Here is a 24,256-nt window from a genome sequence, read left to right as displayed (position 1 = left end):
AAAACAATAATACAAAGGAGAAGTATGATGAAAAAACCAATTCATTTATATATTTTAGTGACATTGTCAACCATTGCGACACTAGCGAAGTTATGGGGAAGGTTTACTCCTAAAACGTTTGACGAGGGACTGGTACGAGACACTTATAGTAAGCTGAATATGCCCAAGGCGAATATTGATGACATAATCAAAGTCACAAAAGCGGGGATGGCATTTGACGGAAATATAGTTAATAAAATTCTAGCCCTTGTCCTCTTGGTATTGATTGTTGCAACAATTGTTTTCTTATTCCGGAAGAAAAATGAAACAGCCTCCTATACGTATCTAGCCTACTTGTTTGTTACGTTAATAAACGGAACGTATGCTTATATCGGTGGAAGGGGTATTGCTACTTATTATTCAGATGAAATGCTGCGTAAAACAATGCAAGCTACAACTTTGGGAGGTTATGGTCTAGGCATTGTGCTCTTTCTCCTATTTTCCGGTTTGACGGTCTTCTTCCTACTTCGTAAACCAAAAGAAAAACCGTCAATGGAACAGACAGCAACAGATATTTAAATATGCTCAATCGTGATTTCGTAGAAATCAATTCCACCCTGTAAACCTGACAGCTACTGCGCTAAACTATTAAGTCTACAAAAATACTGAGGTTAGGGACGTTTGTCCCAGCCTCTTTTTAGAGCCTTAGAATAGTATTGTAATTTTAATTCAAATGATTTATATGATTTTAAACATTTAAAATATTTGATTTAGCATATAATTGATGCTATAATGAAGAAAAAACAAATAGGAGAAAAAAGATGGGAATATTGTTAGCTACGAGATTAAAAAATAAGCGTCTAGAAATGAAGCTATCGCAGGCAGAATTGGCAGACGGAATCTGTGAGCAAGGACAAATTAGTCGAATGGAGAAAGGAAATTATACTCCGGGTTCTGAGTTATTATATGAGATTTCAAAAAAGTTAAATGTGAGTATGAATTACTTTTTTGATGAAACTGAACCAGAGGAAACAAAAGGGTTAGAGAAGTTTAGAATATTATCAAAAAAATTCATAGATTATAGAGATTATGAAACACTAAAGTATATTTATGATGCAGAAGTGGCTCAAAGTCATCGTTTGAACCTATCGGATCAAATCTATTTAGCTTGGATAGAGTCGATGATTACGTTCTATTATTACGAAAAACAGCTAGAAGCAATAGATAAATTAGAAGCTACATTATCTCAATTGAGTGAAAGTGATACAATTTACCTGCACTTATCGAATACACTGATGAATTTCTATTTTGAAAGTGGTGAATTAGAAAGGTTTGAGGATAGGTATGATCAGCTAGCTGAAAAGTTTCGAAATATCCGAATCACTACATTAGATGATCTGGAACTATCAATTAAATTTAGTTATAATTGTTGTAGATTTTTATGGCTTAATAAAAATATTACAAAAGCAATTAACGAAACGACAGAAGCGATTAAGCGCTGTAAACAATATCGCTCAAATTATTTATTAGCAGATTTGTACTGTCTATTAGGAAATATTAGTGAAGATTTTGCTGATAAAGAAGTGGTGTTGCACTATTTTCAAGTTTCTCAATTTTTATATAAAATGGATGATAATCAAAAAATGGTGCTAACTCTGGAGCGATATATGAATGAAAAGTATGTATAATTTAACAACAGTAAGGCTTGAGTTTTATTTCTGGTTAGATATAAAACTCAAGCCTTACTGTTTGTTTAAGATAGTATAAAACATTTAGATGATTATAAATATAAAAAATATAAAAATAAACATAAAGAGTATTGACAAAGTTATTTTGTGGTGTTAAAATATTCTCATAAATATGAAAGGAGTGAGATACATGAATTATAAATACTTACTAAAATATTCTCCTAAATATCTTCTAGTCTTTATTTTATTGACGATGGTGATTGCTTCTTTTGATGGAGTTATATTATCATCAGTTATTTCGAAGGTAACAGAGTTTGATAGGAACAGTAGCATTCAGGAAGTCTTGGGTTTTAGTTTATCTGCTTTTATACTATATTCATTGATTATGGTGAGTGGACAATTAAATTCTTTTTTAAGAAACAAACTGTTGTATATCATTAACATTAAAATCAAGGAGCAATATATTACAAATAAGCTGCAGGTAGATGATTATAAAAATGATACAGATGAAATTGTCTCATTCATGTTGAATGACTTTACGTTAGTTGAAAGCAATTATATCGGAGTGCTTTTAGACGTTCTATCTTTTGGAACGATGGGAATCGTTTCTATGGGATATCTTATTTATTTAAATCCAACTATTGCTGTTCTATTTATTATCTTTTCTTTCTTGCCTATGCTGCCACCTAAGTTAATGAGCAGTTTAATTCAGAAGAAGTCGCTAGAGTGGTCAAATGCAAACGAAGAGTTTACAGCTAGATTAAAAAGTATATTTGCTGGTCGAAAAGTAATTAAAACTTATTCGGCTTATAATTTTTCAAACCAAGAAATCTCATCTAAGTTAAGAGAGGTTGAAGGGGTAAACAAATCTTTTAAGAATACCCAGAATTTTGCTAATTTTATCTCTGCTATTTTATCTTGGGTTGGCTATATTGTTCCGATTACTGGTGCTTTGTATTTTGTCATTAGAGGACAGCTAGAAGCTGGTGCGGTTGTTGCTATGTTCCTAGCAAGTGATAGAGTCATTTATCCTTTACGAAATGTGTCAATGTTGCTTAATCAAATTAATACCACAAAAGAAGCACGAGAAAAGATATACAAAATTTTACAGGTAAAGACAGACTTCTCAGGAGATAAATCTGTTGATGATAAAGTTGATATTGTATTAGAAGATGTTCATTTTAGTTTCGGAAACAAAAAAATAGTTGAAGGGATTAGTTATACATTCGAATATGGAAAAAAATATCTTATTTCAGGTTCGTCTGGAACAGGGAAAACAACGATTTTAGATTTATTGCAGGGAGTGTTTATTCCAGATTCAGGCAGAATAGTTGGTAGGGTAGGAAATAGAAGCGTTGAATTAAGTTCGTCTATCTCAAGAATCAGCCAAGAGCCAGTCTTGTTCCAGACTTCTATTAGAAACAATCTTCTCCTAGGAAAAGAAATAGATGAAGTCAAGGTTCTTTCAATATTAAGTCGGTTAGGATTAGTCACAGAATTAGGTTCAAATTTATTGGATATCGTTTGTGATGATAGAATAATTTCATTGTCTGGTGGTTAAAAGCAACGATTAGAGATTGCAAGGGCAATTCTTCATGATAAGTCTATCATTTTAGTGGACGAAGGAACTTCTGCTCTTGATAAGGAAAACTCAGAAAATATTCGAAATATTTTAGCAAATTTAAACAGTACAGTAATTGAAGTAGCACATCATTTTTCAGAGGAAGCTATTCAAAAACATAAGGTAAAACATCTGAGTTTGTCAGAACAAACGTTATTAGAGGTATAGAAAAAAGGCTGAGACAAAAGTGTCCAGCCTTGCTTCTTTATGGCTTTAACAGTTTTTAGAAGGGTTAGCGAACATTCCTTCGCTAGCCCTATTTCCAACTGCTCACAATTTTCAATTGTGAAAGTTAATCAACATACAGATTCGTTTAGCCCGAACCTAGAAAGAAAGGAGTGAGGTTAATCGATTTCTTTGAAATCACGATTGAGGCCCACTCCTTTTGTTCTTTACATTTTTTCAGGAGCTTCAACACCAAGGAGGCGAAGAGCTTCTTTTAAGACAACACCTGTTGCATAAGCCAAAGCTAGGCGGCTGTCGCGTTCTGGACTTTCATCAAGAATGCGAGTGTGTGCGTAGTATTTGTTAAAGGCTTGGGCAAGGTTAATCGCGTACTTGGCAATCAAGGATGGGTCGTACTTGTCAGCAGCTTTTTCGATGACGTTGGCGAAGTTTTGGAGATGTTTGATAATCTCCCAGCTTTCTGCATCAGTCAATTGATACTGGTTGTCCGTTGCTGGTGTGAAGTTGCCTTTGCGGAGAATGGATTGAATCCGTGCGTAGGCATATTGGACGTAAGGACCAGTTTCCCCTTCAAAGGATACCATTGCTTCCAAATCAAAGTCATAACCATTTTCGCGGTCTGTTTTGAGGTCGAAGAATTTGACAGCTCCTACACCAACAGCTTCTGCGACAGCTTCCTTGTCTTCCAAATCAGGATTTTTTGCTTCGATTTGAGAAAGGGCACGAGAAACGGCTTCATCAAGAGTTGGTTCTAAGAGGATGATATTTCCCTTACGAGTAGACAGTTTTTTCTTGTCTCTTGTCACCAAACCAAAGGCGATGTGAAGCATATCATCACTCCAGTCAAGTCCCATTTCTTTGAGAACGGCTTTTAACTGCTTGAAGTGGTTGGCTTGTTCTTGCCCCACGACGTAAATATTTTTGACGAAGTTGTACTGTTCTTTGCGGTAAAGGGCTGTTGCAATATCACGAGTGATGTAGAGGGTTGCGCCGTCTGATTTCATGATTAGAGCTGGTGGGAGATTGTAGTCTTCAAGGTCAACAATCATGGCACCTTTTGATTCTTGCAGGAGGTTTTTCTCTTTGAGAATGCCAATTCCCTTTTCCATCTTATCGTTGTAGAAAGCCTCACCTTGAATATAATCAAAGGTAATATTGAGCTTGTCATAGATACGGTTAAACTCAACTAGACTTTCATCACGGAACCATTGCCAGAGTTCAAGAGCTTCTGCATCTCCGTCTTCTAATTTTTTAAACCACTTCCGTCCTTCTTCGTCTAGTTCAGGATTTTCATCAGCTTCAGCATTGATACGGACATAGAGTTTGAGCAATTCTGAAATCGGATTGGCTTCGACAGCAGCCTTATCGCCCCATAGCTTGTAGGCCACGATTAAGAGACCAAACTGTTTGCCCCAGTCCCCCAAATGGTTGATACGAAGCGCCTTGTAACCCATCTTTTCATAGATATTAGCAAGGGCATCTCCGATAACCGTAGAACGCAAGTGACCAACTGAGAAGGGTTTTGCGATGTTTGGACTAGACATGTCAATGGTGATGTTTTGTCCTTCACCACGTTTTTGTTGTCCATATTGCTCTTTTTCTTCGATGACTTGGGTCAAGGTTGCGTGTGAAATGGCTGCTTTGTCTAAGAAAAAGTTGACATAAGGACCAGTTGCAACAATTTTTTCAAATCCGTCTGTATCTAATTTTTCCACGATGTCCGCTGCGATAGCTTGAGGCGCTTTGCGCTCAACCTTTGCTAATGAAAAAGCAGGAAAAGCGATGTCTCCCATTTCAGATGATTTTGGTTTTTCTAATAGTGCGTAAATCGCTTCTAGTTCAAGACTAGAAATGGCAGTTGCGAGTTTTTCAGCAACAAGCATTTTTTGATTCATAATAAACCTCCAGAGTTATTCATTCTATTTTAACATATTTCTGATGTTACGCATGAGAAATATGTTAAAATTTGTTATACTATTCATATAATATACAGTTTGAGGTAGATGAGTGAATAAAATACAAAGACAAGAAGTCATTCAAGATATGATTCGTGAGGAAAAGATTCGGACGCAGGCAGAGATACAGCAAGGGCTTGTTCGACGTGGTGTTTCTGTGACCCAGACCACCTTATCGCGCGATTTGCGGGAGTTGGGTCTTGTTAAAGTGCATGAAAATGGAAGTTCTTACTACACCTTGCCCATCACGCAAGAGGAAATGACTTTTACTCAATTATTGGCTAAATATGCCTATAAAGTAGAGCGTGCGAGTTTTATTTTGGTTCTGCATTCAGAATTGGGTGAAGCAGCCTTGATGGCCAATATTATTGATATTGAAAAACCGACTACGATTTTAGGGACCTTGGCAGGAGCAGATACCTTGTTGGTTATTTGTCGTGATGAAGTAGCGGCTAAGCAGGTAGAAGCTGAAATAAAATCTTACTTGGATTGAGAGGGATGAGATGACAAAAGAAAAAATTTCACCCGGCATGCAACAGTATCTGGATATAAAAGCAAACTATCCAGATGCTTTTTTGCTATTTCGCATGGGGGATTTCTATGAATTATTTTATGATGATGCAGTAGAGGCAGCACAGATTTTGGAATTAACTTTGACCAGTCGCAACCGAAATGCGGAAAATCCCATTCCGATGGCAGGCGTTCCCTATCATGCAGCCCAGCAGTACATTGATACTCTGGTTGATTTGGGACATAAGGTCGCAATTGCTGAACAGGTGGAAGACCCTAAGACGGCTGTTGGTGTCGTGAGACGTGAAGTTGTTCAGATTATTACACCTGGGACGGTTGTGGACTCGTCCAAAATCGGCTCTGAAAGTAACTTTTTGGTGGCGGTGGATCGCCAAGGCGTGACCTATGCCTTGTCTTATATGGATGTGGCGACAGGGCAGTTTTTTGTGACCAGCCTAGATGATTTTATGACATTGTGCGGTGAAATTCGTAACCTTCGTGCGCGTGAATTGGTCATTGGCTATTCTTTGTCGGAGGAAGAGGAGCAGGTTCTGACATCTCAAATGAATCTTCTCTTATCTCATGAGGATACAGTAGCAGATGATACGCAGTTGCTTGATTCATCTTTAATTGCAATTGAAAAAAATGTAGCTGGCAAACTCCTGAGCTATGTCTTACGGACGCAGTTACGGGACTTGGTTCATTTGCAAAAGGTACAGCATTATGAAATCAAGGATTATTTGCAGATGGATTATGCGACCAAATCGAGTCTTGATTTGCTGGAAAATGCCCGAACAGGAAAGAAGCATGGCAGTCTTTACTGGCTTTTGGATGAAACCAAAACGGCCATGGGCTTACGCTTACTGCGTTCGTGGATTGACCGCCCCTTGATTGACCGTACGAAAATCGAATCGCGTCAACGTGTGGTGCAGGTCTTTCTAGATTATTTCTTTGAGCGAAGCGATTTGGTGGAGAGTTTAAAAGGGGTTTATGATATTGAGCGCTTGGCTAGTCGGGTTTCCTTTGGTAAAACTATACCGAAGGACTTATTGCAACTTTCTCAGACTTTGTCAAATGTGCCTGCAATACGGACGATCTTAGAGCAGATGAATGAGCCTGCTCTTGCTCCCTTGATTTCAGGTTTGGATGCCATTCCTGAGCTTCATGCCTTGATTAGTGAAGCAATTGATCCCGAAGCCCAAGGGACTATTACAGATGGGAATATTATCAAGACAGGGTTTGATACCACCTTGGATCAATACCGTCTGGTCATGCGTGAAGGGACTGGCTGGATTGCTGAAATAGAAGCCAAGGAGCGAGCCAATTCAGGAATTAACAATTTAAAAATTGATTATAATAAAAAAGATGGCTACTATTTCCACGTAACCAATTCCAATCTTAACAACGTTCCCGACCACTTTTTCCGGAAGGCAACCTTGAAAAATTCAGAGCGCTATGGGACAGAAGAGTTGGCAAAAATTGAGGGACAAATGCTCGAGGCACGTGATAAATCGGCTCATCTGGAGTATGAGATTTTCATGCGGATTCGACAAGAAGTGGAAAAATATATCAGTCGCCTGCAGAGGCTAGCGCGGACTATTGCGACGATTGATGTACTGCAATCCTTTGCTGTTGTGGCAGAAAACCAGCGCTATGTATGTCCTCAGTTTACGGACACGCGTCAATTAACCATTGAACAAGGGCGTCATGCAGTTGTTGAAAAAGTGATGGGCAAGCAGACCTATATTCCTAATTCGATTGTCCTTGATGAACGGACCAATATGCAGTTGATTACAGGACCGAATATGAGTGGTAAATCAACCTATATGCGCCAGCTGGGCATGATTGTCATCATGGCGCAAATGGGCTCCTATGTGCCAGCAGAGGTTGTTACCTTACCGATTTTTGACGCGATTTTTACCCGAATTGGAGCAGCAGATGACCTAGTGAGTGGCCAGTCAACCTTTATGGTTGAAATGATGGAAGCCAATAAAGCTATTCGTTTAGCGAGCGAACAGTCCTTGATTCTCTTTGATGAATTAGGGCGTGGAACGGCCACCTATGATGGAATGGCCTTGGCTCAATCGATTATTGAATACATTCATGATCGTATCGGAGCAAAGACCTTGTTTGCGACCCACTATCACGAATTGACCGATTTAAGTGAAACCTTGGCACATTTAGAAAATGTCCATGTGTCAACCTTAGAACACAATGGTCAAGTGACCTTCTTGCACAAGATTGCTTCAGGACCTGCTGATAAGTCTTATGGAATTCATGTGGCTAAAATTGCGGGTATGCCAGACGATCTCTTGCAGCGGGCAGACACTATTTTACAATCCCTAGAAAATCAAAATCAGTTACCGCAGAGAGTAGAAGAGGCCCCCTTCCAACCTCCTGTCGGTCAAATGGACCTCTTTTCCGCCCCACATCCAGCACTAGAACAATTAGAGAAGTTAGATATTTATGCCATGACTCCGCTTGAAGCCATGAATGCCTTAGCTGAATTGAAGAAATTAGTATAAGAGACTGGGGATTCCCCAGCCTCTTCTCTTCTTGATAGAATGATTCTTAGTTAGTGGAAAATAGAAATTGTTTCTGCAATGTAGTTCAGCCCAGCTTGTATGGTTAGACTGATGATAATCGAACCAATGATAATGGCAGTTCCAATGATGAGACTATCTCTTAGCTTCATAGGTATTTCCTTTTTTTAGTAGAGACTAATTGAACCGTTTCTATTGAATGGAAGTCTGTAATGATTATCGCCACTCATATGAAATCCAGCCTGAAATAGTTCGCCTTTAATACCGGCGTTAAATCCACTATTTATTGTTGCAACGAGAGTACCACTATAAGCATACTTCAATTCAGTAGTTGGAAAACCATTTGATGACCAAACACTGACATCTTTCCCTTCAATAGAAGTATTGGTGATGAAGTTGGTTATACCTAGGTAATGCCCTTGGACAGAATTGATTTGTCGAAAAGAACCATTGGTGTAGATTTCGACGTGAACATCTAATTGTAAAGTTGTTCGTCCAAAAGAAGCGCTCCTGCTAAGTGTGTGCGAATAAGTATGACCAGAACGGAAAAGATTAGGAATAACTTTGATAGATTCTAGAGTTTGTCCAGTCTGATTTTCGATAATATCTGCTACTTCTGTTAGTCCAACTTGATAGTAATTAACTGAAACATCAAAATCTTTATAATCGGTGGTTGTAAATTTAAAATCTTTAAAATTGATTGTCAGATTTTCTTGCGTGTCAGCCTGTACAGCATTATGTTGCCAAATAGGAGTTGTAAATAAGGCGCCAATGAGTAAAATCAGAAAAGTTAATTTTTTCATGAGAAAACCTCCTTATTAATATATGTTGTAAGAAATTCTATCAAGAAGTATTGAGCTATATAATCCAATCTCCATTTCTGTAGCGTGCAGTATTGATTCCTACCATACGAACCTCCATATTAAACAATAAAAAAGAAAACGTTTTCTACTTTATTATTGTACAATTTTTTTTTGAGATTGTCAACAATATTTATTATTTTATTATATGTTTTGGTTGTCTATTTATGGTTAACCACATAAACACCGCATTCAGCCACATAGGCAACGGCTATTGCAAACTGTTCATAAATGGTGTTTAATAAAGGCAAGAAAGGAGTTCTATATGAAAGTAAGAGTTGAGATTGACCCGGATATTGCAGAAGATAGGGTCATGATTGAAGCGCGTGCCGTGACCCCAGTTATTGCGGATTTGATTGCTTATACCAAGCGGCTGGACACCGTTTCAACTACTTTAACGGTCAAAAAGGGGGAGAATGTCTATTTTCTGGATTGGGATGATATTTACACCCTCTATTTGGAAAATCGTATCTTGCAGGTCAAAACGAAAGATGACTGTTACACATCTTCTTTGCGCCTCTATCAGGTCAAGGAGATGTTGCCGCAGTATTTCTTGCAGGTTTCGCAATCGGAAATCATCAATTTACATCAACTGGACCATTTACAAGTGACCACAAACGGTCTTGTTAAACTTGTCTTAAAAAATAAAGACGTGACTTACTCGTCCCGTCGCTATCTCAAACGTATCAAGGAGGCATTGAACTTATGAAACCCTATCTTTATTCCGCTAGTTTAGGCGTCACTATTGGTCTTAGCATCTCGCTGCTGATGTCTGCTATTTTTGGACACGGCACCTATCTGTCACTCAATCCTACATCTACCTTGGGGCAGTATTATCTGCAGCATTTTAATTTGGTAGAAGTCATGCTGATTTCAGCCCTTATCTGGGCGGCTATTGGTCTATTATTTCAAATTGTTAATCGGATTTTTAAGCAAGATTGGAGTTTGCTTAAAATGACGGTGGTACATTTTCTTCTAACCGCAATCGGCTTTACCTCGCTCGGCGTACTAGCAGGCTGGTTTCCGCTCAATCTCCCTTGGCTACTATTTTTTGAAATGATTTTTGTTGTCATTTATGCCCTTATCTTTTTTATCAATTACCAAGCCATGAAAAAGCAGGTGACAGCTATTAACCAATCTTTGAGGAAATAGCTGTTTGCAATTCTATTAAATATATGCTATCATAAACATACTTTCACAAAAGGAGACGAATATGGATCAGAAAATCATGCGCTCTTTTCAACGGTTGTTTTATATTTTGATTGTTGCGGGTTTAATCAGCATTCTTGCCTTAGTAGTAGAACTGATGAGAGCAGGGGTTGGTTATCGTTTGCTATTTCCCATTGTAGGGCTACTATTAGTAGGAATTTCCTTTGTATTTTGGCATCGTATCTACCAACAAATCAAGGAAATACCGCCTTCTGGTGAAAAAACGAATGTATAAATAAGTCAAGGTTGGAATACAAATCCAGCCTTTTTTATCGGAATTATAGTGAATTGAATAAAGGTTAGGACATTGTTAAGTCGCTTTGCTTCAATAGTCCAGTGGACTGTTGAAGGTTGGAAATAGGGATTATGAAGTAATCCTCCATTAATGCCAGTTCTATCTGTAGCTTCTTGCCTTGCCCTATTCCTTCATAAGATACAAAGGACGTCAAGAGCAAAGTATACCCTTAGGGCATCCGTATCTGTAGAACGGGCAAGCTCGTAACAGCTACGGTAAAAAAGATAGATTTCCTTGTGTTTGATGAACACAAGGAAATCTATCCCTAAAGGGAGCCTCAGCTGTAACCAGCTAAAGTTGGAACATCTGCGTCTCTTTTTTACACAGCTCTTAGTCCGTGTTCAGTTCTCAATTCACTGTAGTAACAGGAGCTTGATGTAGTGATGGATACCCGATTCTGGCAAGTCTAGTCAGAGAAGTGGTGTTGATACCGGAACCCATAAACTAGAAAAGCGAAGTTTCTTTTTGCATGATTCGAGCTCTGTATCACGCCTCTCCATTCTCTCAAACGCTCGGTCTTTATGGTATAATAGGGACATTAGAAAGACGAGAAGATATTATGGCAACTATTATTGAATTACCAGAAGTCCTAGCCAATCAGATTGCAGCAGGAGAGGTCATTGAACGCCCAGCTAGCGTTGTCAAAGAATTGGTGGAAAATGCGATTGATGCAGGAGCTAGCCAGATTAGCGTCTGTATCGAAGAATCGGGACTGAAAAAAATTGAAATCAGTGACAATGGAGAGGGAATTGCACCAGATGAAGTGTCCTTAGCTCTTCGCCGTCATGCAACTAGTAAAATCAAAAGCCAGTCTGATTTATTTCGTATTCGGACACTTGGTTTTCGTGGCGAGGCCTTGCCTTCCATCGCATCTGTCAGTCGGATTAGGATTGAAACGGCAACAGAAACGGCCCCTCATGGTCTGTTACTGGAAGCTGAAGCAGGTCAAATTACTAAAGAAGAAGTCCTTAGTCGTCCTGTCGGTACACGGATTACGGTAGAGGATCTCTTCTACAATACGCCCGCTCGTCTCAAATATATCAAAAGTCAGCAGGCGGAATTGTCCCATATTGTCGATGTGATTAATCGCTTGAGCTTGGCTCACCCTGAGATTGCCTTTAGCTTGATGAATGAAGGACGAGAATTACTTCAGACAGCAGGAACAGGAAATCTCCGTCAGGCTATTTCAGGTGTTTATGGCATTGCTACAGCTAAAAAAATGGTTGAAATCACAGCAGAAGATTTGGATTTTGAGGTGACAGGCTATGTTTCATTGCCAGAATTGACACGGGCCAATCGCAATTATATCAGCATCTTTATCAATGGACGCTATATCAAGAATTTCTTGCTCAATCGTGCGATTTTAGACGGCTATGGTAGCAAGCTCATGGTCGGTCGTTTTCCGCTTGCTGTGATTGCCATTCAGATTGATCCGTATCTAGCAGATGTCAATGTGCACCCAACCAAGCAGGAAGTGAGGATTTCAAAAGAAAAGGAATTGATGACCCTTATTCGTGAAGCCATTGCAGTAGCACTCAAAGAGCAAGATTTGATTCCAGATGCCTTAGAAAATCTCGCCAAGTCTAGCACGAGGAAAGCGGTAAAGACAGAGCAAGTCACACTTCCCTTAAAAGAGAGCAACCTTTATTATGATACTGTCCGACAAGATTTCTTTGTCAAATCAGAGACGGTTGCAGAAGAAATCAAAGGATTCGAATCTGTCAATCAAGTTGACAAAGAAATTGACAAAATTGTCAATGTCAAATTTGCTCAGAGAGAGGAAGTTACTTCCGCTAATTCAGAACATCCAAGTCTTGAAAGAAAAGAAGTAGCCAAATTAGCTGATCGCCTAGAAAATGAAGAAACCTCAACCTTCCCAGAGTTGGAATATTTTGGTCAAATGCATGGAACGTATCTTTTTGCGCAAGGAAAATCAGGTCTTTATATCATTGACCAGCACGCAGCTCAAGAGCGTGTGAAGTATGAAGAATACCGCGAGAGCATTGCTCATGTAGATGCTTCTTCTCAGCAACTATTAGTGCCCTACATATTTGATTTTCCAGCAAATGATGCCTTATCGCTCAAGCAAAAAACAGACTCTTTACGTCAAGTTGGTGTCAATTTAGAGGAATATGGTGTCAACCAATTCATTTTGCGTGAACATCCCATTTGGATGAAAGAAGACGAGATTGAATCTGCTGTCTATGAGATGTGTGACATGCTCTTACTCACGGATGAGGTGTCTATCAAGCGGTATCGAGCAGAACTAGCGATTATGATGTCTTGTAAGCGATCAATCAAGGCTAATCATACCTTAGATGACTATTCCGCTCGGCATTTATTGCGCCAATTAGCGACCTGTAAAAATCCTTATAATTGTCCGCATGGGCGACCCGTCTTGGTTCATTTTACAACGTCCGATATGGAAAAAATGTTCCGCCGCATTCAGGAAAATCATACCAGTCTTCGTGAACTAGGTAAATATTAGAGAGAAAGAGATTATGTACGATTATATCAAAGGAATCTTAACGAAAATAACAACTAAATATATTGTGGTCGAAGTAGGTGGCATCGGTTTTATTCTTCAAGTTGCCAATCCCTATGCCTACTCAGGTGACATGAATCAGCAGGTGACGATTTACACTCATCAGGTTATTCGTGAGGATGCCCACCTCTTGTATGGGTTTCGAACAGAGGCTGAAAAATCAGTTTTTCTGAACCTAATTTCTGTATCAGGAATTGGCCCCACAACTGCTCTTGCGATTGTTGCAGTAGATGACAACGACGGTTTGGTGCGAGCGATTGAACAGAAAAACATTACTTACTTGACTAAGTTTCCAAAGATTGGGAAAAAAACAGCCCAGCAAATGGTGCTTGATTTGGAAGGCAAATTTGTCTTATCAGAGCAAGCTGAAGTGCCAAGCCTAGCTGTTGAGGAATCCGCCAATACTGCTCTTAATGAAGCTATGGAAGCAATGGAGGCCTTGGGTTACCGTCCAGCCGAGTTGAAGAAAATCAAGAAATTCTTTGAAGGAACGACCGATACGGCTGAAAATTACATCAAATCAGCCCTTAAAATGCTAATGAAATAGGAGTAAAAACTATGAAACGATGCGGTTGGGTTAAGGAAAACAATCCCTTGTATGTCGCCTATCACGATGAGGAGTGGGGGAGACCTCTCAAAGACGAGCAATCCCTTTTTGAACTCTTATGTCTCGAAAGCTATCAAGCTGGTCTGTCATGGGAAACCATTCTCAATAAACGCTCAGCTTTTCAAAAAGCTTTTCATGGGTATGATGTGCAAGTCGTTGCGCAGATGTCAGACAGTGAATTGGAAAGTCTGCTGCACAATCCAGCCATTATCCGCCATAGAGCCAAGATTTTTGCGACACGACAAAATGCGCGAGCCTTTCTCAAGGTTCAGGAGGAGTATGGTACCTTTGCAGATTATCTCTGGTCTTGGGTGGATTTTACACCGATTGACAATCGTGTAAAGGACTATCGTGAAGTGCCTAGCAAGACAGCTTTGTCAGAACAACTATCAAAAGATTTGAAAAAACGAGGTTTTACCTTCGTGGGTCCTGTCTGCGTCTATTCCTATCTTCAGGCAGCAGGGCTTGTCAATGACCATGAAGTGGATTGTGATTTTCATTAAAGCCCTATGGAAAAGCATTTTGACCTATCTTGTCAAAGGATTTGGCCTAGACAACTTTCATGTGCTACTGTAAACTGAGGAGGAAATATGACAATAGGACAAGTGATAAAAGACAATCGTCTAAAAGCAGGTCATTCACAGGAGTATCTCGCTACAAAACTAGGTGTCAGCCGCCAAACCATTTCCAATTGGGAAAATGAGCGAACCATTCCAGCAGCTGATTACTTGAAAGAATTGAGTCAACTTTACGGTTTCTCCTTTGATGCCGTGATAGGACTTGAAACGCCGAGCTACAATAAGAAAAAGTTAGTTTTAAAATATGGATTGCTAATCCTAATTCTTACTTTGTTGCTCTTAACAAGCGAGAAAAGCCTGGTCTTCTATGCCTATTTGACAGTCGGCGTTATTTTTATCCTTTTTCTAATAGATATTTCAAAATTCATCAGGAAAAAGGTGGCTTTATGGAAAGGCAAAGAAAATCAGTTGTAGTTTTTGTAGTCTTGTATAGTGTGATGTTTTGGGGACGTTTGGGAGATTGGCTCTTGCCTGCAACGCTCAAAGCTCCTATTAAATTTACGGTTTATACTGCTTTATGTATCCTAGGCATCTATGCTTATTGGGATAAATTAACCGAAAAATCTAGCTGGCTGAAAAAGCATCCCTTAAAAGCGTTGGGTATCCTTCTTTTAGGCTATTTATTGATGGTGATAGTTCATCATCTCTTTGATTTTTTCGAGGGTGGGGTACGTCAGCTATTTCATATACAGCAAGAATTGACCAATGATACAGGGATATATGCAGTAGTAAAACAGTATCCAGCTTATCTGATTCTCAGTGTGATGGGAGTTTTTGGTCCTCTTGTTGAAGAGCTGTTCTATCGTCAGTTCTTGCTTAATACTCTTTTAAATTATCTGCCAAAAAGTTTAGCTATTATTATTTCATCAGTTTTATTTGCAGTTTTACATGTACATCAATTTCAGCTATCAGAATTTGTTGGCGTTTTAGGGCATTTTGGTTTTGGCTTGGTATTTGCTCTTATTTATTTGAAAACAGATAAGAATATTTCTTTTCCAATCTCGCTTCATGTACTCAATAATGTTATGGGACTCTTGACTCTCCTACAAAATCTCTAAAAAGAACCGAAATGGTTCTTTTTGTGTTATAATCAAGGAAATATTTACGAATAATAATATGAAGGAGGTCCAGATGAAAGCGGAGTTGATTGCGGTTGGAACTGAGATACTGATCGGACAAATCGTCAATACAAATGCGCAATTTTTATCGGAAAAATGTGCAGAATTAGGCATTGACGTCTTTTTTCATACAGCAGTTGGTGACAACGAAGCGCGTCTCGTATCTGTCCTAGAGGTGGCGAGCAAGAGAAGTGAGTTAGTCGTTCTTTGTGGTGGACTAGGGCCGACCGAAGATGATTTGACCAAGCAGACATTGGCTAAATTTTTAGGTCGAAATCTAGTTTTTGATCAAACAGCTTTGGCCAAGTTAGACCGCTTTTTTGCAAGTAGAAAAGGTCGTATTCGGACACCAAATAACGACCGACAAGCTCAGTTGGTAGAGGGCAGTATTGCACTGCAAAACCCAGCAGGTCTAGCAGTCGGTGGGTTAATAGAACAAGACGGTGTAACTTATGTTGTGTTGCCTGGCCCTCCGAGTGAGTTAAAAGCTATGTTTACAGAAAGTTTACAGCCCTTGTTGCTTCATTCCAATGAAAAGCTATACTCCCGTGTATTGCGCTTTTTTGGTATCGGTGAAAGTCAGCTAGTGACTATTTTAGAGGATTTGATTGCTTCTCAGTCTGATCCGACCCTAGCTCCATACGCCAAGACAGGAGAGGTTACCCTACGCCTATCTACGAAAGCGGATAACTCTATTATAGCCAATGAAAAATTAGATCAATTGGAAAAAGAGATTCTTGCACGAGAAAATCTTGCATCTTGCCTTTATGGGTACGGAGAAGACAACAGTCTAGCTAGGATTCTAGCTGACGAATTGGAAAAACAACAAATTACCTTCGCCATTGCTGAAAATGTAACAGCAGGCTTGCTTCAATCTGAGTTGACAATTGCTTTACAGGGTCGTCAACTATTTAAAGGTGGTGTTGTGGTATCAGATTCAGTTTGTAATGCTGCAAAAGCAGAAGAGTTGGCAAAAAGCATCTGTAAAAACTCAGGAGCTATTCTAGGCCTGGCGCTACTTGGCACTATAAAGCCTGAATCGCAAATTGACAATGTCCTAGCGTACTTTTATATTGCCATTTGTTTCGATAACTGTATGACAGTGTCAGAGGTTGAACTAGGTGGCTATACTGAACAACATATGCGACAAATTGCTTGCTTGCATGCTTTGAGTGCTATGCGTAAGATTTTGTTAAAGCACAAAAATTTGCTATAATGAGCTGAGAATTAGAAATAGAGGAGAAAGAAATTGGCGAAAAAACCAAGTAAAAAATTAGAAGATATTACCAAAAAATATGGTGATGAACGGAAAAAAGCCTTAGATGATGCCCTTAAAATCATTGAGAAAGACTTTGGTAAGGGAGCGATTATGCGCCTCGGAGAACGGGCAGAACAAAAAGTCCAAGTCATGAGTTCAGGAAGCTTGTCTATTGATATTGCCTTAGGTGCTGGTGGTTATCCGAAAGGACGGATTATCGAAATCTACGGTCCTGAAAGTTCAGGTAAGACGACGGTTGCTCTTCATGCAGTTGCTCAGGCGCAAAAAGAGGGTGGTATTGCAGCCTTTATCGATGCTGAGCATGCACTTGATCCGGCTTATGCCCAAGCGCTAGGTGTTAACATTGATGAGTTGCTTTTATCACAACCGGACTCTGGTGAGCAGGGACTTGAAATTGCAGGAAAGTTGATTGATTCAGGCGCAGTTGACCTAGTGGTAGTCGATTCGGTTGCTGCCCTTGTTCCTCGCGCTGAGATTGATGGTGAGATCGGGGATAGCCACGTTGGTTTGCAAGCTCGGATGATGAGTCAGGCGATGCGGAAACTATCTGCTTCAATCAATAAAACCAAGACGATAGCCATTTTCATCAACCAATTGCGTGAAAAGGTTGGTGTGTCGTTTGGAAATCCTGAGACAACGCCTGGTGGACGTGCGCTGAAATTCTACGCGTCTGTCCGTATGGATGTTCGTGGAAATACCCAGATTAAGGGTAGTGGTGACCAAAAAGATACCAATGTCGGAAAAGAAACCAAGGTCAAAATCGTCAAAAATAAGGTAGCTCCACCATTTAAGGAAGTAGTTGTTGAAATCATGTATGGTCACGGTATTTCACAGACTGGTGAATTAGTTGAAATCGGAAGTAATCTTGGTATTATCAAAAAAGCAGGTGCTTGGTATTCTTACAACGATGAGAAAATCGGTCAAGGTTCAGAAAATGCCAAGAAATATTTGGAGGAACATCCAGAAATCTTTGCAGAAATCGACCGAAAAATTCGTGTCCACTATGGTTTGATTGAAGATTCAGAACAAACGGAAGTGGTAGAAACGGCAGACAAAGAAGAAAAAGCTGAAGAGAGCAAAGACGCTGTCGCAGCAGAAAATCAAGAGGTAGTCCTTGATTTAGATGGCGGCATTGAGTTAGAAGATTAAGGTGAACAGCTAGGAAGATTCCTAGTTTTTCATTTTTTTGCTAGGACCAACTGGGGTAATTCCCCATATGACGGATGATAATTGTTGATTTTTACTAAAAAATAGGCATAAAAAATGAAAAATAGGTCTTTAGACCGAAGCGTTTTTATGCTATAATAGGGTATAATGTGTTTAAGAAAATGTAGCAAAGGAGAGACTACATGATAAAAATTTATACCGTTTCGAGCTGTACGAGTTGTAAAAAGGCTAAAAACTGGCTTAACGCTCACCAACTATCGTACAATGAGCACAATTTAGGGAAAGAATCAATCAGCAAAGAAGAGATTTTAAATATCTTGACAAAGACAGAAAATGGCATTGCAAGTATTGTATCGTCTAAAAATCGATATGCTAAAAATCTCAACTGTGATATCGAAGAATTGAGTGTCAATGAAGTGATTGAACTGATTACAGAAAATCCTCGTATTTTAAAAAGTCCCATCTTGATTGATGAGAAACGTCTTCAAGTTGGTTACAAAGAGGATGACATTCGTGCCTTTCTACCGCGTTCTGTGCGGAACGTAGAAAATGCGCAAGCCCGTTTACGAGCTGCTTTATAGAGTTAAAGAGCAAGGAGTTTGAGCTAAGCGCCCAAGCTCTTTTCTGATAGATGCTAAATTTTAACGAGGACGGGCGTGATTTCGGCTTGAAACATTGAAAAGAGGTATCAAATATGTTATAATCAGACTAGTAGAATAAAGAAAGAAGGTGTAAGTATGGGATTCACAGAAGAAACTGTTCGTTTTCGGTTAGATGACATCAATAAACAGGAAATCAGCGAGACCTTAACAAATGTTTATCGTTCTTTGGATGAAAAAGGATACAATCCTATTAACCAAATTGTGGGCTATGTGCTGAGTGGAGATCCAGCTTATATCCCTCGTTATAACGATGCACGTAATCGGATTCGTAAGTATGAACGCGATGAAATTGTTGAAGAGTTGGTGCGTTTTTACCTGAAGGGAAATGGGATTGACCTCTGATGAGAATAATGGGATTAGACGTCGGTTCTAAAACGGTCGGAGTAGCCATTTCAGACCCGCTTGGTTTTACAGCACAAGGGTTGGAAATTATTCCGATTGACGAGGAGAAAGGCGAGTTTGGCTTTGAACGCCTGACAGAATTAGTCAATCAATATAAGGTTGATACATTTGTAGTGGGCTTACCTAAGAATATGAACAATACGAGCGGCCCTCGTGTAGAGGCGAGTCAGGCCTATGGAGACCGATTAGCAACCTTGTTTGGCTTACCAGTCAAGTATCAAGACGAACGATTGACGACCGTAGCTGCAGAACGCATGTTGATTGAGCAAGCAGACATTAGTCGTGGCAAACGTAAAAAAGTTATTGACAAATTAGCTGCGCAGCTCATTTTGCAAAATTATTTAGATAGAACATTTTAAGGAGTAACACATGGCACATAATCACGAACACGATCATAATCACGAAGAACGTGAACTTATCACCTTGGTGGATGATAATGGAAATGAAAGTTTATTTGAAATCCTCTTAACGATTGATGGTCAAGAAGAATTTGGGAAAAATTACGTTCTCTTGATTCCTGCAAGTGCAGAAGAAGATGAAAATGGAGAGGTTGAAATTCAAGCCTACTCCTACGTTGAAAATGAAGACGGTACAGAGGGAGACCTCCAGCCAATCCCAGAAGACGCAACAGCAGAATGGGATATGATTGAAGAAGTCTTTAACAGCTTTATGGAGGAGTAAAATAGCCCAGTGGGCTATTTTAGCTTTGCTCCTAAAAACAAGAAAGAGCGAATAGTCCAGTGGACGTTTTTAGCTTCACTCCTAAAAACTAGATAGAGTGAATAGCCCAGTGGGCTATTTTAGCCGTATCCCTAAAAATTCGAAAGGATAGGAAGTCCAGTGGATGTTTTAGTCTTGTTTCAGGGTGATTGCTAAGCTATAAGGAAATATACAATAAAAAGATCTGGGATGATTTATACCTCCTAGGTCTTTTCTTTTAGAGTGAAATATGTGATAGTATATTCTCTCATTTTTATACTCATTTAATTTCAAAATAGTTATTTATTTTTCGCTATAAAATGGAGTAGACTAAGTGAGTCAAATAGAATGCTTTTTCAGCAAATGCAACGGATAGTAATAAAAAATAGCAAACTATTTAAGTAAGTTGCAAAAATGCTAACTTTGATTTTCATTGAGTAGTAACGACTAACTCATTTGGCAAGCATATCAAAGGAAGTTTCTCAAAGTAGTGAATGATTTCGTTGGTTTTTAGAAAAATTTTTTGAAAAAAGAAGAAGCGTTGCGAATAGATAAAGTGAGGAGGAAATATGATTCAAGATTTAGCAAAAGAAATGATTCAGAAAGCAGTAGAAAAGCGGGTCAGCGACTTGTACTTAGTCCCCAAGGAGACTCACTACCAGCTCTATGAGCGGATTATGGATGAACGTCGTTTTATTGGTGATTATGATGAGGTGGAGTATGCTGCTTTGATTAGCCATTTTAAGTTCGTTGCAGGCATGAATGTGGGAGAGAAGCGGCGTAGTCAACAAGGGTCGTGTGATTATGACTATGGTCAAGGTCAGATTCCGTTGCGCTTTTCGACAGTAGGTGATTATAGAGGTAAGGAAAGTCTGGTAATCCGTTTTCTCTACGATAATGATCACGATTTAAAATTTTGGTTTAATGCAGCAGAGCGAATTGGAAAAGAAATCAAGGGACGAGGGCTTTACCTTTTTTCGGGTCCAGTCGGCTCTGGCAAGACAACGCTTATGTATCATCTTGCCAGGCTGAAATTCGCCAATCAACAAATTTTAACGATTGAAGATCCTGTGGAAATTAAGCAGGAAGACATGCTCCAATTGCAATTGAATGAGGCAATCGGAGCCACCTATGATAATCTGATAAAGCTGTCCCTGCGCCATCGGCCGGATTTGCTAATTATTGGGGAGATTCGGGACACAGAAACGGCCCGAGCAGTGATTCGAGCGAGCTTAACAGGAGCAACAATTTTTTCAACCGTTCATGCCAAGAGTATCGCTGGAGTCTATGCTCGGATGCTAGAGTTAGGGGTGAGCGAAGACGAATTGCGCCACGCCTTACAAGGAATTGCTTACCAACGTTTAATTGGAGGAGGAGGTGTTGTTGACTTTGCAAACAAGGACTACCAAAATCATTCCGCAGACCAGTGGAATCAGCAAATTGAAAGCCTTCTTGCAGCAGGACATATCAGTCCTCAGCAAGCAGAAACTGAAAAAATTGTCTTTGCTACGCCAGCGTAAAATCATTGAATTATTTGCCAATCTATTTTCAAGTGGTTTTCACTTGGTAGAAATTGTGGATTTCTTAAAACGGAGTCGCTTGCTGGCTGACGAGTACACAAATCAGATGTCAGACGGTTTGCTGGCTGGAAAATCCTTTGCGGCTTTGCTAGCGGATTTGAAGTTTTCAGATGCAGTTGTCACCCAAGTCGCTTTAGCGGAAGTACACGGGAATATACAGCTGAGTCTAATGAATATTCAGGCTTACCTAACAAATCTTGCAAAAGTTCGGAAAAAATTGATTGAAGTCGCGACGTATCCATTGATATTGCTGGGATTTTTAGTTTTGATTATGCTCGGTTTGAAAAATTATCTGCTTCCGCAATTGGAAGAAGGGAATCTAGCAACGACAATCATTCATTACCTACCGACAATCTTTTTGGGAGCTGTTGCTACTAACCTAGTATTCATCGGGATAGTGACAGTTTGGTATAAAAAGACAAATAAAATCCGCGTCTTTAGTTTGTTAGCAAGGTTACCGTTTGTTGGTAAGTTCGTTCAATTGTACTTGACCGCATATTATGCGCGTGAATGGGGGAGTTTAATCGGTCAAGGATTAGAAATGACACAAATTTTGAGTTTGATGCAAGAACAGCAATCAGCCCTTTTCCGAGCTTTAGGACAGGATTTAGAAGTAGCATTGTCTAATGGGATTTCTTTTGAAGAGCAAATTAAGCGGTACCCCTTCTTTAAACGAGAACTGAGTTTGATTATTGAATATGGACAGGTGAAGTCCAAGTTAGGACGGGAGTTGGCCATCTATGCTGATGAATGCTGGGAGAATTTCTTTAGTAAATTACATGCTAGCATGCAGTTGATCCAGCCCCTTGTCTTTATTTTTGTAGCCTTGGTCGTTGTCCTTATTTACGCAGCTATGCTGTTACCGATTTATCAAAATATGGAGATTTAAGATGAAAAAATTGATGAAAATGAAAGCAAAAGCCTTTACTTTGGTAGAAATGTTAGTGGTACTATTAGTTATTAGTGTGCTATTGTTATTATTTGTACCGAATTTAAGTAAACAAAAAGAAGCAGTGCATGAAAAAGGAAATGCTGCTGTGGTCAAAGTAGTAGAAGGTCAGGCTGAGTTGTACACGTTGCAGCATAGTGGTGAAGTTAGCGTTGCCAAATTAGTAGAAGAAGAGATGATTTCAGAAGAACAGGCAGAGGCTTACAATGAATACTTTGCAAAAAATACAGGCCAATCTCGTACGGTCAACCCTTAAGGCCTTCACTTTGCTAGAAAGTTTATTGACCCTATTTATCGTGAGCTTTCTAGCACTTGCCTTGTCTGGTTCAGTTCATTCGGTTTTCCGACAGGTAGAGGAGCAAGTCTTTTTTATGGAATTTGAACAACTCTACAAAAGTAGCCAGAAGTTAGCAGTCTCATCTCAACAGACGATTTCGCTAGATGTGACGCCTCAGCAAATAACCAATGGCTATCAAAGCCTTTATTTGCCAGAGTCGGTTCAGGTAGACAATGGGCAAAAGATTGTCTTTGACAAGGATGGAGGAAATTCTTCTTTGGCAAAATTACAGTTTTTAACGGACCAGAAAATAGTACGTTATCAATTATATTTAGGGAGTGGACGTTATAAAAAGACAGAAGAGTAAAGGGTATATCTTAATGGAAAGTCTGGTGACCCTTGCTATTTTTGCAATGATTACCAGTCTGTTGTTATCAGGAATTCAGCAGAGTCGCAGGCAGCAGGTGGCAGAAATGCAGCAACAGGAACTGTTATCGCTTGCTAAAATGGCGGTTCAAACTAGGCAAGATCGGTTTAGTCTCAATGATTTGACAGTAGAAGTTGTACGCGATGAGCAGCAGATTAGGGTATACCATGATGGGAAGGAGCTACTTCATGTGGCGAAAGAGTAAGGTGGCAGGTTTTACCTTGTTAGAGTGTTTGGTTGCTCTGCTGATTTTATCTGGTGGATTACTCGTTTTTGAGGGGCTGACGAAGCTGATTCATCATGAAATAGCCTATCAGACGACGAATGTAGAGAAGGACTGGCTTGTTTTTGTAGACCAGTTTCGCTCGGAATTGGATGGGGTTCGGCTAGTCAAAGTGGAGAACAATCGCCTATATGTCGATAAATCAGGGCAACAATTATCTTTCGGAAAGTCAAAGGCAGATGATTTTCGCAAGACAAACGATCGTGGTCGTGGTTACCAACCGATGCTGTATCAGGTAGCCGCTGCAACTGTCTACCAAGAAAGCCAGTATGTTCAGATTGATTTTGTATTTGAAAATGGTTGGGAGAGAAGTTTTGTTTATCAATTTGAAGAAAAGAAGTAAAGCAGGTGTCATGCTGTATGCCTTGCTGATGGTAGCGGTATTTAGCTTGCTCTTGCAGTTTTACCTTCATTGTCAGCTAGCAGAAAGCCGAATTGTACTTGCTAATCGTGAGGGGACAGAAGCGTATTTGATGGCAGAGTTGACCAAGGATACGGTTCGTAAGGAGATCGAGGATGCAAGTAAGTTTTCGGATTCTCACGTCGAGGTGAAACAGACTGAGAAAGAAGAAAAGAAGGAAGAAGTTACCGAAACAAAACAAGGTACAGAAGAGGTTGCTTCTCCCTCTAAGACAGACAGCCGTGAAAAGCTAGAAGAGACAAAAGAGGAAGAAACTCCCAAAACGACTAATGCACAGGGCAATCTCCAATTCTCCAAAGGTAGCTCCCACTATCACTCTGAAAAAGGCTGGCTTCTTGTGACGGTCACGACGACAGCTGGTCATGACTTCTCCTATTCTTTTCCTCTACCTAGCGAAAAATGATGTTTTTTGATAT

29 protein-coding genes are annotated in these 24,256 nt (G+C 39.6%); 27 read left to right on the top strand and 2 right to left on the bottom strand.

Going from position 1 to position 24,256, the window contains the following annotated elements; all coding sequences use genetic code 11:
* Positions 1–24: 24 nt before the first annotated feature.
* From A4H00_RS03565 to A4H00_RS11820, 4 genes are all read left to right on the top strand, one after another.
* Positions 25–558 (top strand): ABC transporter permease, encoded by a 534-nt coding sequence (locus tag A4H00_RS03565; RefSeq protein ID WP_237334210.1) that lies wholly within the window; start codon positions 25–27, stop codon positions 556–558.
* A gap of 242 nt (positions 559–800) precedes the next feature.
* Complete coding sequence (locus A4H00_RS03560; RefSeq protein WP_067087371.1) at positions 801–1,667, top strand: helix-turn-helix domain-containing protein; 867 nt, start codon at positions 801–803, stop codon at positions 1,665–1,667.
* A 190-nt stretch (positions 1,668–1,857) separates the two neighbouring features.
* Positions 1,858–3,228, top strand: a complete 1,371-nt coding sequence (locus A4H00_RS03555) for an ATP-binding cassette domain-containing protein (protein ID WP_167541353.1) — start codon at positions 1,858–1,860, stop codon at positions 3,226–3,228.
* Positions 3,229–3,282: 54 nt separating this feature from the next.
* Entirely contained in the window at positions 3,283–3,456 is a 174-nt protein-coding gene (locus A4H00_RS11820; protein ID WP_157770981.1) for a P-loop NTPase family protein, read from the top strand.
* A gap of 224 nt (positions 3,457–3,680) precedes the next feature.
* Here A4H00_RS11820 and argS read toward each other — a convergent pair whose 3' ends face one another.
* On the bottom strand, positions 3,681–5,369 hold the full coding sequence (gene argS, locus A4H00_RS03550; protein WP_067087368.1) for an arginine--tRNA ligase: 1,689 nt from the start codon (positions 5,367–5,369) through the stop codon (positions 3,681–3,683).
* A gap of 112 nt (positions 5,370–5,481) precedes the next feature.
* Between argS and argR the strand changes: the two genes are divergently transcribed.
* Positions 5,482–5,922 carry an arginine repressor gene (gene argR, locus A4H00_RS03545; RefSeq protein ID WP_067087367.1) on the top strand — a complete coding sequence of 147 codons (441 nt, stop codon included), beginning with the start codon at positions 5,482–5,484 and terminating at the stop codon, positions 5,920–5,922.
* A 10-nt stretch (positions 5,923–5,932) separates the two neighbouring features.
* Positions 5,933–8,464 (top strand): DNA mismatch repair protein MutS, encoded by a 2,532-nt coding sequence (mutS, locus tag A4H00_RS03540; RefSeq protein ID WP_067087364.1) that lies wholly within the window; start codon positions 5,933–5,935, stop codon positions 8,462–8,464.
* A 185-nt stretch (positions 8,465–8,649) separates the two neighbouring features.
* On the opposite strand, the gene A4H00_RS03535 is transcribed toward mutS, so the two are convergent.
* Complete coding sequence (locus A4H00_RS03535) at positions 8,650–9,285, bottom strand: hypothetical protein (protein WP_067087361.1); 636 nt, start codon at positions 9,283–9,285, stop codon at positions 8,650–8,652.
* Positions 9,286–9,607: 322 nt separating this feature from the next.
* Here A4H00_RS03535 and A4H00_RS03530 point away from each other — a divergent pair, with 322 nt between their 5' ends.
* From A4H00_RS03530 to comGG, 21 genes are all read left to right on the top strand, one after another.
* Positions 9,608–10,051, top strand: a complete 444-nt coding sequence (locus tag A4H00_RS03530; RefSeq protein WP_067087358.1) for a LytTR family DNA-binding domain-containing protein — start codon at positions 9,608–9,610, stop codon at positions 10,049–10,051.
* The gene (locus A4H00_RS03525; protein WP_067087355.1) at positions 10,048–10,494 is read left to right on the top strand and encodes a DUF3021 domain-containing protein; all 447 of its coding nucleotides are present in this window, start codon (positions 10,048–10,050) and stop codon (positions 10,492–10,494) included. The genes A4H00_RS03530 and A4H00_RS03525 overlap by 4 nt, the downstream gene beginning before the upstream one ends.
* A gap of 61 nt (positions 10,495–10,555) precedes the next feature.
* Positions 10,556–10,786, top strand: a complete 231-nt coding sequence (locus A4H00_RS03520; protein WP_067087353.1) for a hypothetical protein — start codon at positions 10,556–10,558, stop codon at positions 10,784–10,786.
* 619 nt (positions 10,787–11,405) lie between these two features.
* Positions 11,406–13,334, top strand: coding sequence for a DNA mismatch repair endonuclease MutL (gene mutL, locus A4H00_RS03515; protein WP_067087350.1), 1,929 nt, complete (start codon positions 11,406–11,408; stop codon positions 13,332–13,334).
* Between the two features lie 13 nt (positions 13,335–13,347).
* Positions 13,348–13,938 (top strand): Holliday junction branch migration protein RuvA, encoded by a 591-nt coding sequence (gene ruvA, locus A4H00_RS03510; protein WP_067087347.1) that lies wholly within the window; start codon positions 13,348–13,350, stop codon positions 13,936–13,938.
* An 11-nt stretch (positions 13,939–13,949) separates the two neighbouring features.
* Positions 13,950–14,501, top strand: a complete 552-nt coding sequence (locus tag A4H00_RS03505) for a DNA-3-methyladenine glycosylase I (RefSeq protein WP_067087344.1) — start codon at positions 13,950–13,952, stop codon at positions 14,499–14,501.
* 87 nt (positions 14,502–14,588) lie between these two features.
* On the top strand, positions 14,589–14,990 hold the full coding sequence (locus A4H00_RS12085) for a helix-turn-helix transcriptional regulator (RefSeq protein WP_067087340.1): 402 nt from the start codon (positions 14,589–14,591) through the stop codon (positions 14,988–14,990).
* Entirely contained in the window at positions 14,963–15,634 is a 672-nt protein-coding gene (locus A4H00_RS03495) for a CPBP family intramembrane glutamic endopeptidase (protein ID WP_067087339.1), read from the top strand. The genes A4H00_RS12085 and A4H00_RS03495 overlap by 28 nt, the downstream gene beginning before the upstream one ends.
* A gap of 73 nt (positions 15,635–15,707) precedes the next feature.
* Positions 15,708–16,910 carry a competence/damage-inducible protein A gene (locus A4H00_RS03490; protein WP_067087337.1) on the top strand — a complete coding sequence of 401 codons (1,203 nt, stop codon included), beginning with the start codon at positions 15,708–15,710 and terminating at the stop codon, positions 16,908–16,910.
* A gap of 33 nt (positions 16,911–16,943) precedes the next feature.
* Positions 16,944–18,122, top strand: coding sequence for a recombinase RecA (gene recA / locus A4H00_RS03485; RefSeq protein WP_067087334.1), 1,179 nt, complete (start codon positions 16,944–16,946; stop codon positions 18,120–18,122).
* Positions 18,123–18,322: 200 nt separating this feature from the next.
* Positions 18,323–18,721, top strand: coding sequence for a transcriptional regulator Spx (gene spx, locus A4H00_RS03480; RefSeq protein ID WP_067087332.1), 399 nt, complete (start codon positions 18,323–18,325; stop codon positions 18,719–18,721).
* 156 nt (positions 18,722–18,877) lie between these two features.
* Entirely contained in the window at positions 18,878–19,144 is a 267-nt protein-coding gene (locus A4H00_RS03475; protein ID WP_067087329.1) for an IreB family regulatory phosphoprotein, read from the top strand.
* Positions 19,144–19,563: a Holliday junction resolvase RuvX gene (gene ruvX / locus A4H00_RS03470; protein WP_067087326.1), complete on the top strand. Its 420-nt coding sequence runs from the start codon at positions 19,144–19,146 to the stop codon at positions 19,561–19,563. The genes A4H00_RS03475 and ruvX overlap by 1 nt, the downstream gene beginning before the upstream one ends.
* 10 nt (positions 19,564–19,573) lie before the next feature.
* The gene (locus A4H00_RS03465; RefSeq protein WP_067087324.1) at positions 19,574–19,885 is read left to right on the top strand and encodes a DUF1292 domain-containing protein; all 312 of its coding nucleotides are present in this window, start codon (positions 19,574–19,576) and stop codon (positions 19,883–19,885) included.
* 587 nt (positions 19,886–20,472) lie between these two features.
* Entirely contained in the window at positions 20,473–21,423 is a 951-nt protein-coding gene (gene comGA / locus A4H00_RS03460; protein WP_067087321.1) for a competence type IV pilus ATPase ComGA, read from the top strand.
* Entirely contained in the window at positions 21,344–22,372 is a 1,029-nt protein-coding gene (gene comGB, locus A4H00_RS03455; RefSeq protein ID WP_167541367.1) for a competence type IV pilus assembly protein ComGB, read from the top strand. Before comGA ends, comGB begins: the two co-directional genes overlap by 80 nt.
* A 1-nt stretch (position 22,373) precedes the next feature.
* Positions 22,374–22,688, top strand: a complete 315-nt coding sequence (gene comGC, locus A4H00_RS03450; protein WP_067087318.1) for a competence type IV pilus major pilin ComGC — start codon at positions 22,374–22,376, stop codon at positions 22,686–22,688.
* Complete coding sequence (gene comGD, locus A4H00_RS03445) at positions 22,639–23,076, top strand: competence type IV pilus minor pilin ComGD (RefSeq protein WP_067087315.1); 438 nt, start codon at positions 22,639–22,641, stop codon at positions 23,074–23,076. The genes comGC and comGD overlap by 50 nt, the downstream gene beginning before the upstream one ends.
* 25 nt (positions 23,077–23,101) lie before the next feature.
* Complete coding sequence (gene comGE, locus A4H00_RS03440; protein ID WP_237334209.1) at positions 23,102–23,341, top strand: competence type IV pilus minor pilin ComGE; 240 nt, start codon at positions 23,102–23,104, stop codon at positions 23,339–23,341.
* On the top strand, positions 23,325–23,762 hold the full coding sequence (gene comGF / locus A4H00_RS03435) for a competence type IV pilus minor pilin ComGF (protein ID WP_067087309.1): 438 nt from the start codon (positions 23,325–23,327) through the stop codon (positions 23,760–23,762). The genes comGE and comGF overlap by 17 nt, the downstream gene beginning before the upstream one ends.
* The gene (gene comGG / locus A4H00_RS03430; protein WP_067087307.1) at positions 23,734–24,243 is read left to right on the top strand and encodes a competence type IV pilus minor pilin ComGG; all 510 of its coding nucleotides are present in this window, start codon (positions 23,734–23,736) and stop codon (positions 24,241–24,243) included. The genes comGF and comGG overlap by 29 nt, the downstream gene beginning before the upstream one ends.
* Positions 24,244–24,256: the final 13 nt, after the last annotated feature.

The organism is Streptococcus marmotae (assembly GCF_001623565.1).
GTDB lineage: Bacteria > Bacillota > Bacilli > Lactobacillales > Streptococcaceae > Streptococcus > Streptococcus marmotae.
This window is presented reverse-complemented; position numbering and strand designations above follow the sequence as displayed.

Bases quoted from the DNA above. Each gene is read 5' to 3' on its own strand.
- A4H00_RS03565 (WP_237334210.1), top strand. From the start codon at position 25: ATGATGAAAAAACCAATTCATTTATATATTTTAGTGACATTGTCAACC.
- A4H00_RS03560 (WP_067087371.1), top strand. From the start codon at position 801: ATGGGAATATTGTTAGCTACGAGATTAAAAAATAAGCGTCTAGAAATG.
- A4H00_RS03555 (WP_167541353.1), top strand. From the start codon at position 1,858: ATGAATTATAAATACTTACTAAAATATTCTCCTAAATATCTTCTAGTC.
- argS (WP_067087368.1), bottom strand. From the start codon at position 5,369: ATGAATCAAAAAATGCTTGTTGCTGAAAAACTCGCAACTGCCATTTCT.
- mutS (WP_067087364.1), top strand. From the start codon at position 5,933: ATGACAAAAGAAAAAATTTCACCCGGCATGCAACAGTATCTGGATATA.
- A4H00_RS03535 (WP_067087361.1), bottom strand. From the start codon at position 9,285: ATGAAAAAATTAACTTTTCTGATTTTACTCATTGGCGCCTTATTTACA.
- A4H00_RS03530 (WP_067087358.1), top strand. From the start codon at position 9,608: ATGAAAGTAAGAGTTGAGATTGACCCGGATATTGCAGAAGATAGGGTC.
- A4H00_RS03525 (WP_067087355.1), top strand. From the start codon at position 10,048: ATGAAACCCTATCTTTATTCCGCTAGTTTAGGCGTCACTATTGGTCTT.
- A4H00_RS03520 (WP_067087353.1), top strand. From the start codon at position 10,556: ATGGATCAGAAAATCATGCGCTCTTTTCAACGGTTGTTTTATATTTTG.
- mutL (WP_067087350.1), top strand. From the start codon at position 11,406: ATGGCAACTATTATTGAATTACCAGAAGTCCTAGCCAATCAGATTGCA.
- ruvA (WP_067087347.1), top strand. From the start codon at position 13,348: ATGTACGATTATATCAAAGGAATCTTAACGAAAATAACAACTAAATAT.
- A4H00_RS03505 (WP_067087344.1), top strand. From the start codon at position 13,950: ATGAAACGATGCGGTTGGGTTAAGGAAAACAATCCCTTGTATGTCGCC.
- A4H00_RS12085 (WP_067087340.1), top strand. From the start codon at position 14,589: ATGACAATAGGACAAGTGATAAAAGACAATCGTCTAAAAGCAGGTCAT.
- A4H00_RS03495 (WP_067087339.1), top strand. From the start codon at position 14,963: ATGGAAAGGCAAAGAAAATCAGTTGTAGTTTTTGTAGTCTTGTATAGT.
- A4H00_RS03490 (WP_067087337.1), top strand. From the start codon at position 15,708: ATGAAAGCGGAGTTGATTGCGGTTGGAACTGAGATACTGATCGGACAA.
- spx (WP_067087332.1), top strand. From the start codon at position 18,323: ATGATAAAAATTTATACCGTTTCGAGCTGTACGAGTTGTAAAAAGGCT.
- A4H00_RS03475 (WP_067087329.1), top strand. From the start codon at position 18,878: ATGGGATTCACAGAAGAAACTGTTCGTTTTCGGTTAGATGACATCAAT.
- ruvX (WP_067087326.1), top strand. From the start codon at position 19,144: ATGAGAATAATGGGATTAGACGTCGGTTCTAAAACGGTCGGAGTAGCC.
- A4H00_RS03465 (WP_067087324.1), top strand. From the start codon at position 19,574: ATGGCACATAATCACGAACACGATCATAATCACGAAGAACGTGAACTT.
- comGA (WP_067087321.1), top strand. From the start codon at position 20,473: ATGATTCAAGATTTAGCAAAAGAAATGATTCAGAAAGCAGTAGAAAAG.
- comGC (WP_067087318.1), top strand. From the start codon at position 22,374: ATGAAAAAATTGATGAAAATGAAAGCAAAAGCCTTTACTTTGGTAGAA.
- comGD (WP_067087315.1), top strand. From the start codon at position 22,639: ATGAATACTTTGCAAAAAATACAGGCCAATCTCGTACGGTCAACCCTT.
- comGF (WP_067087309.1), top strand. From the start codon at position 23,325: ATGTGGCGAAAGAGTAAGGTGGCAGGTTTTACCTTGTTAGAGTGTTTG.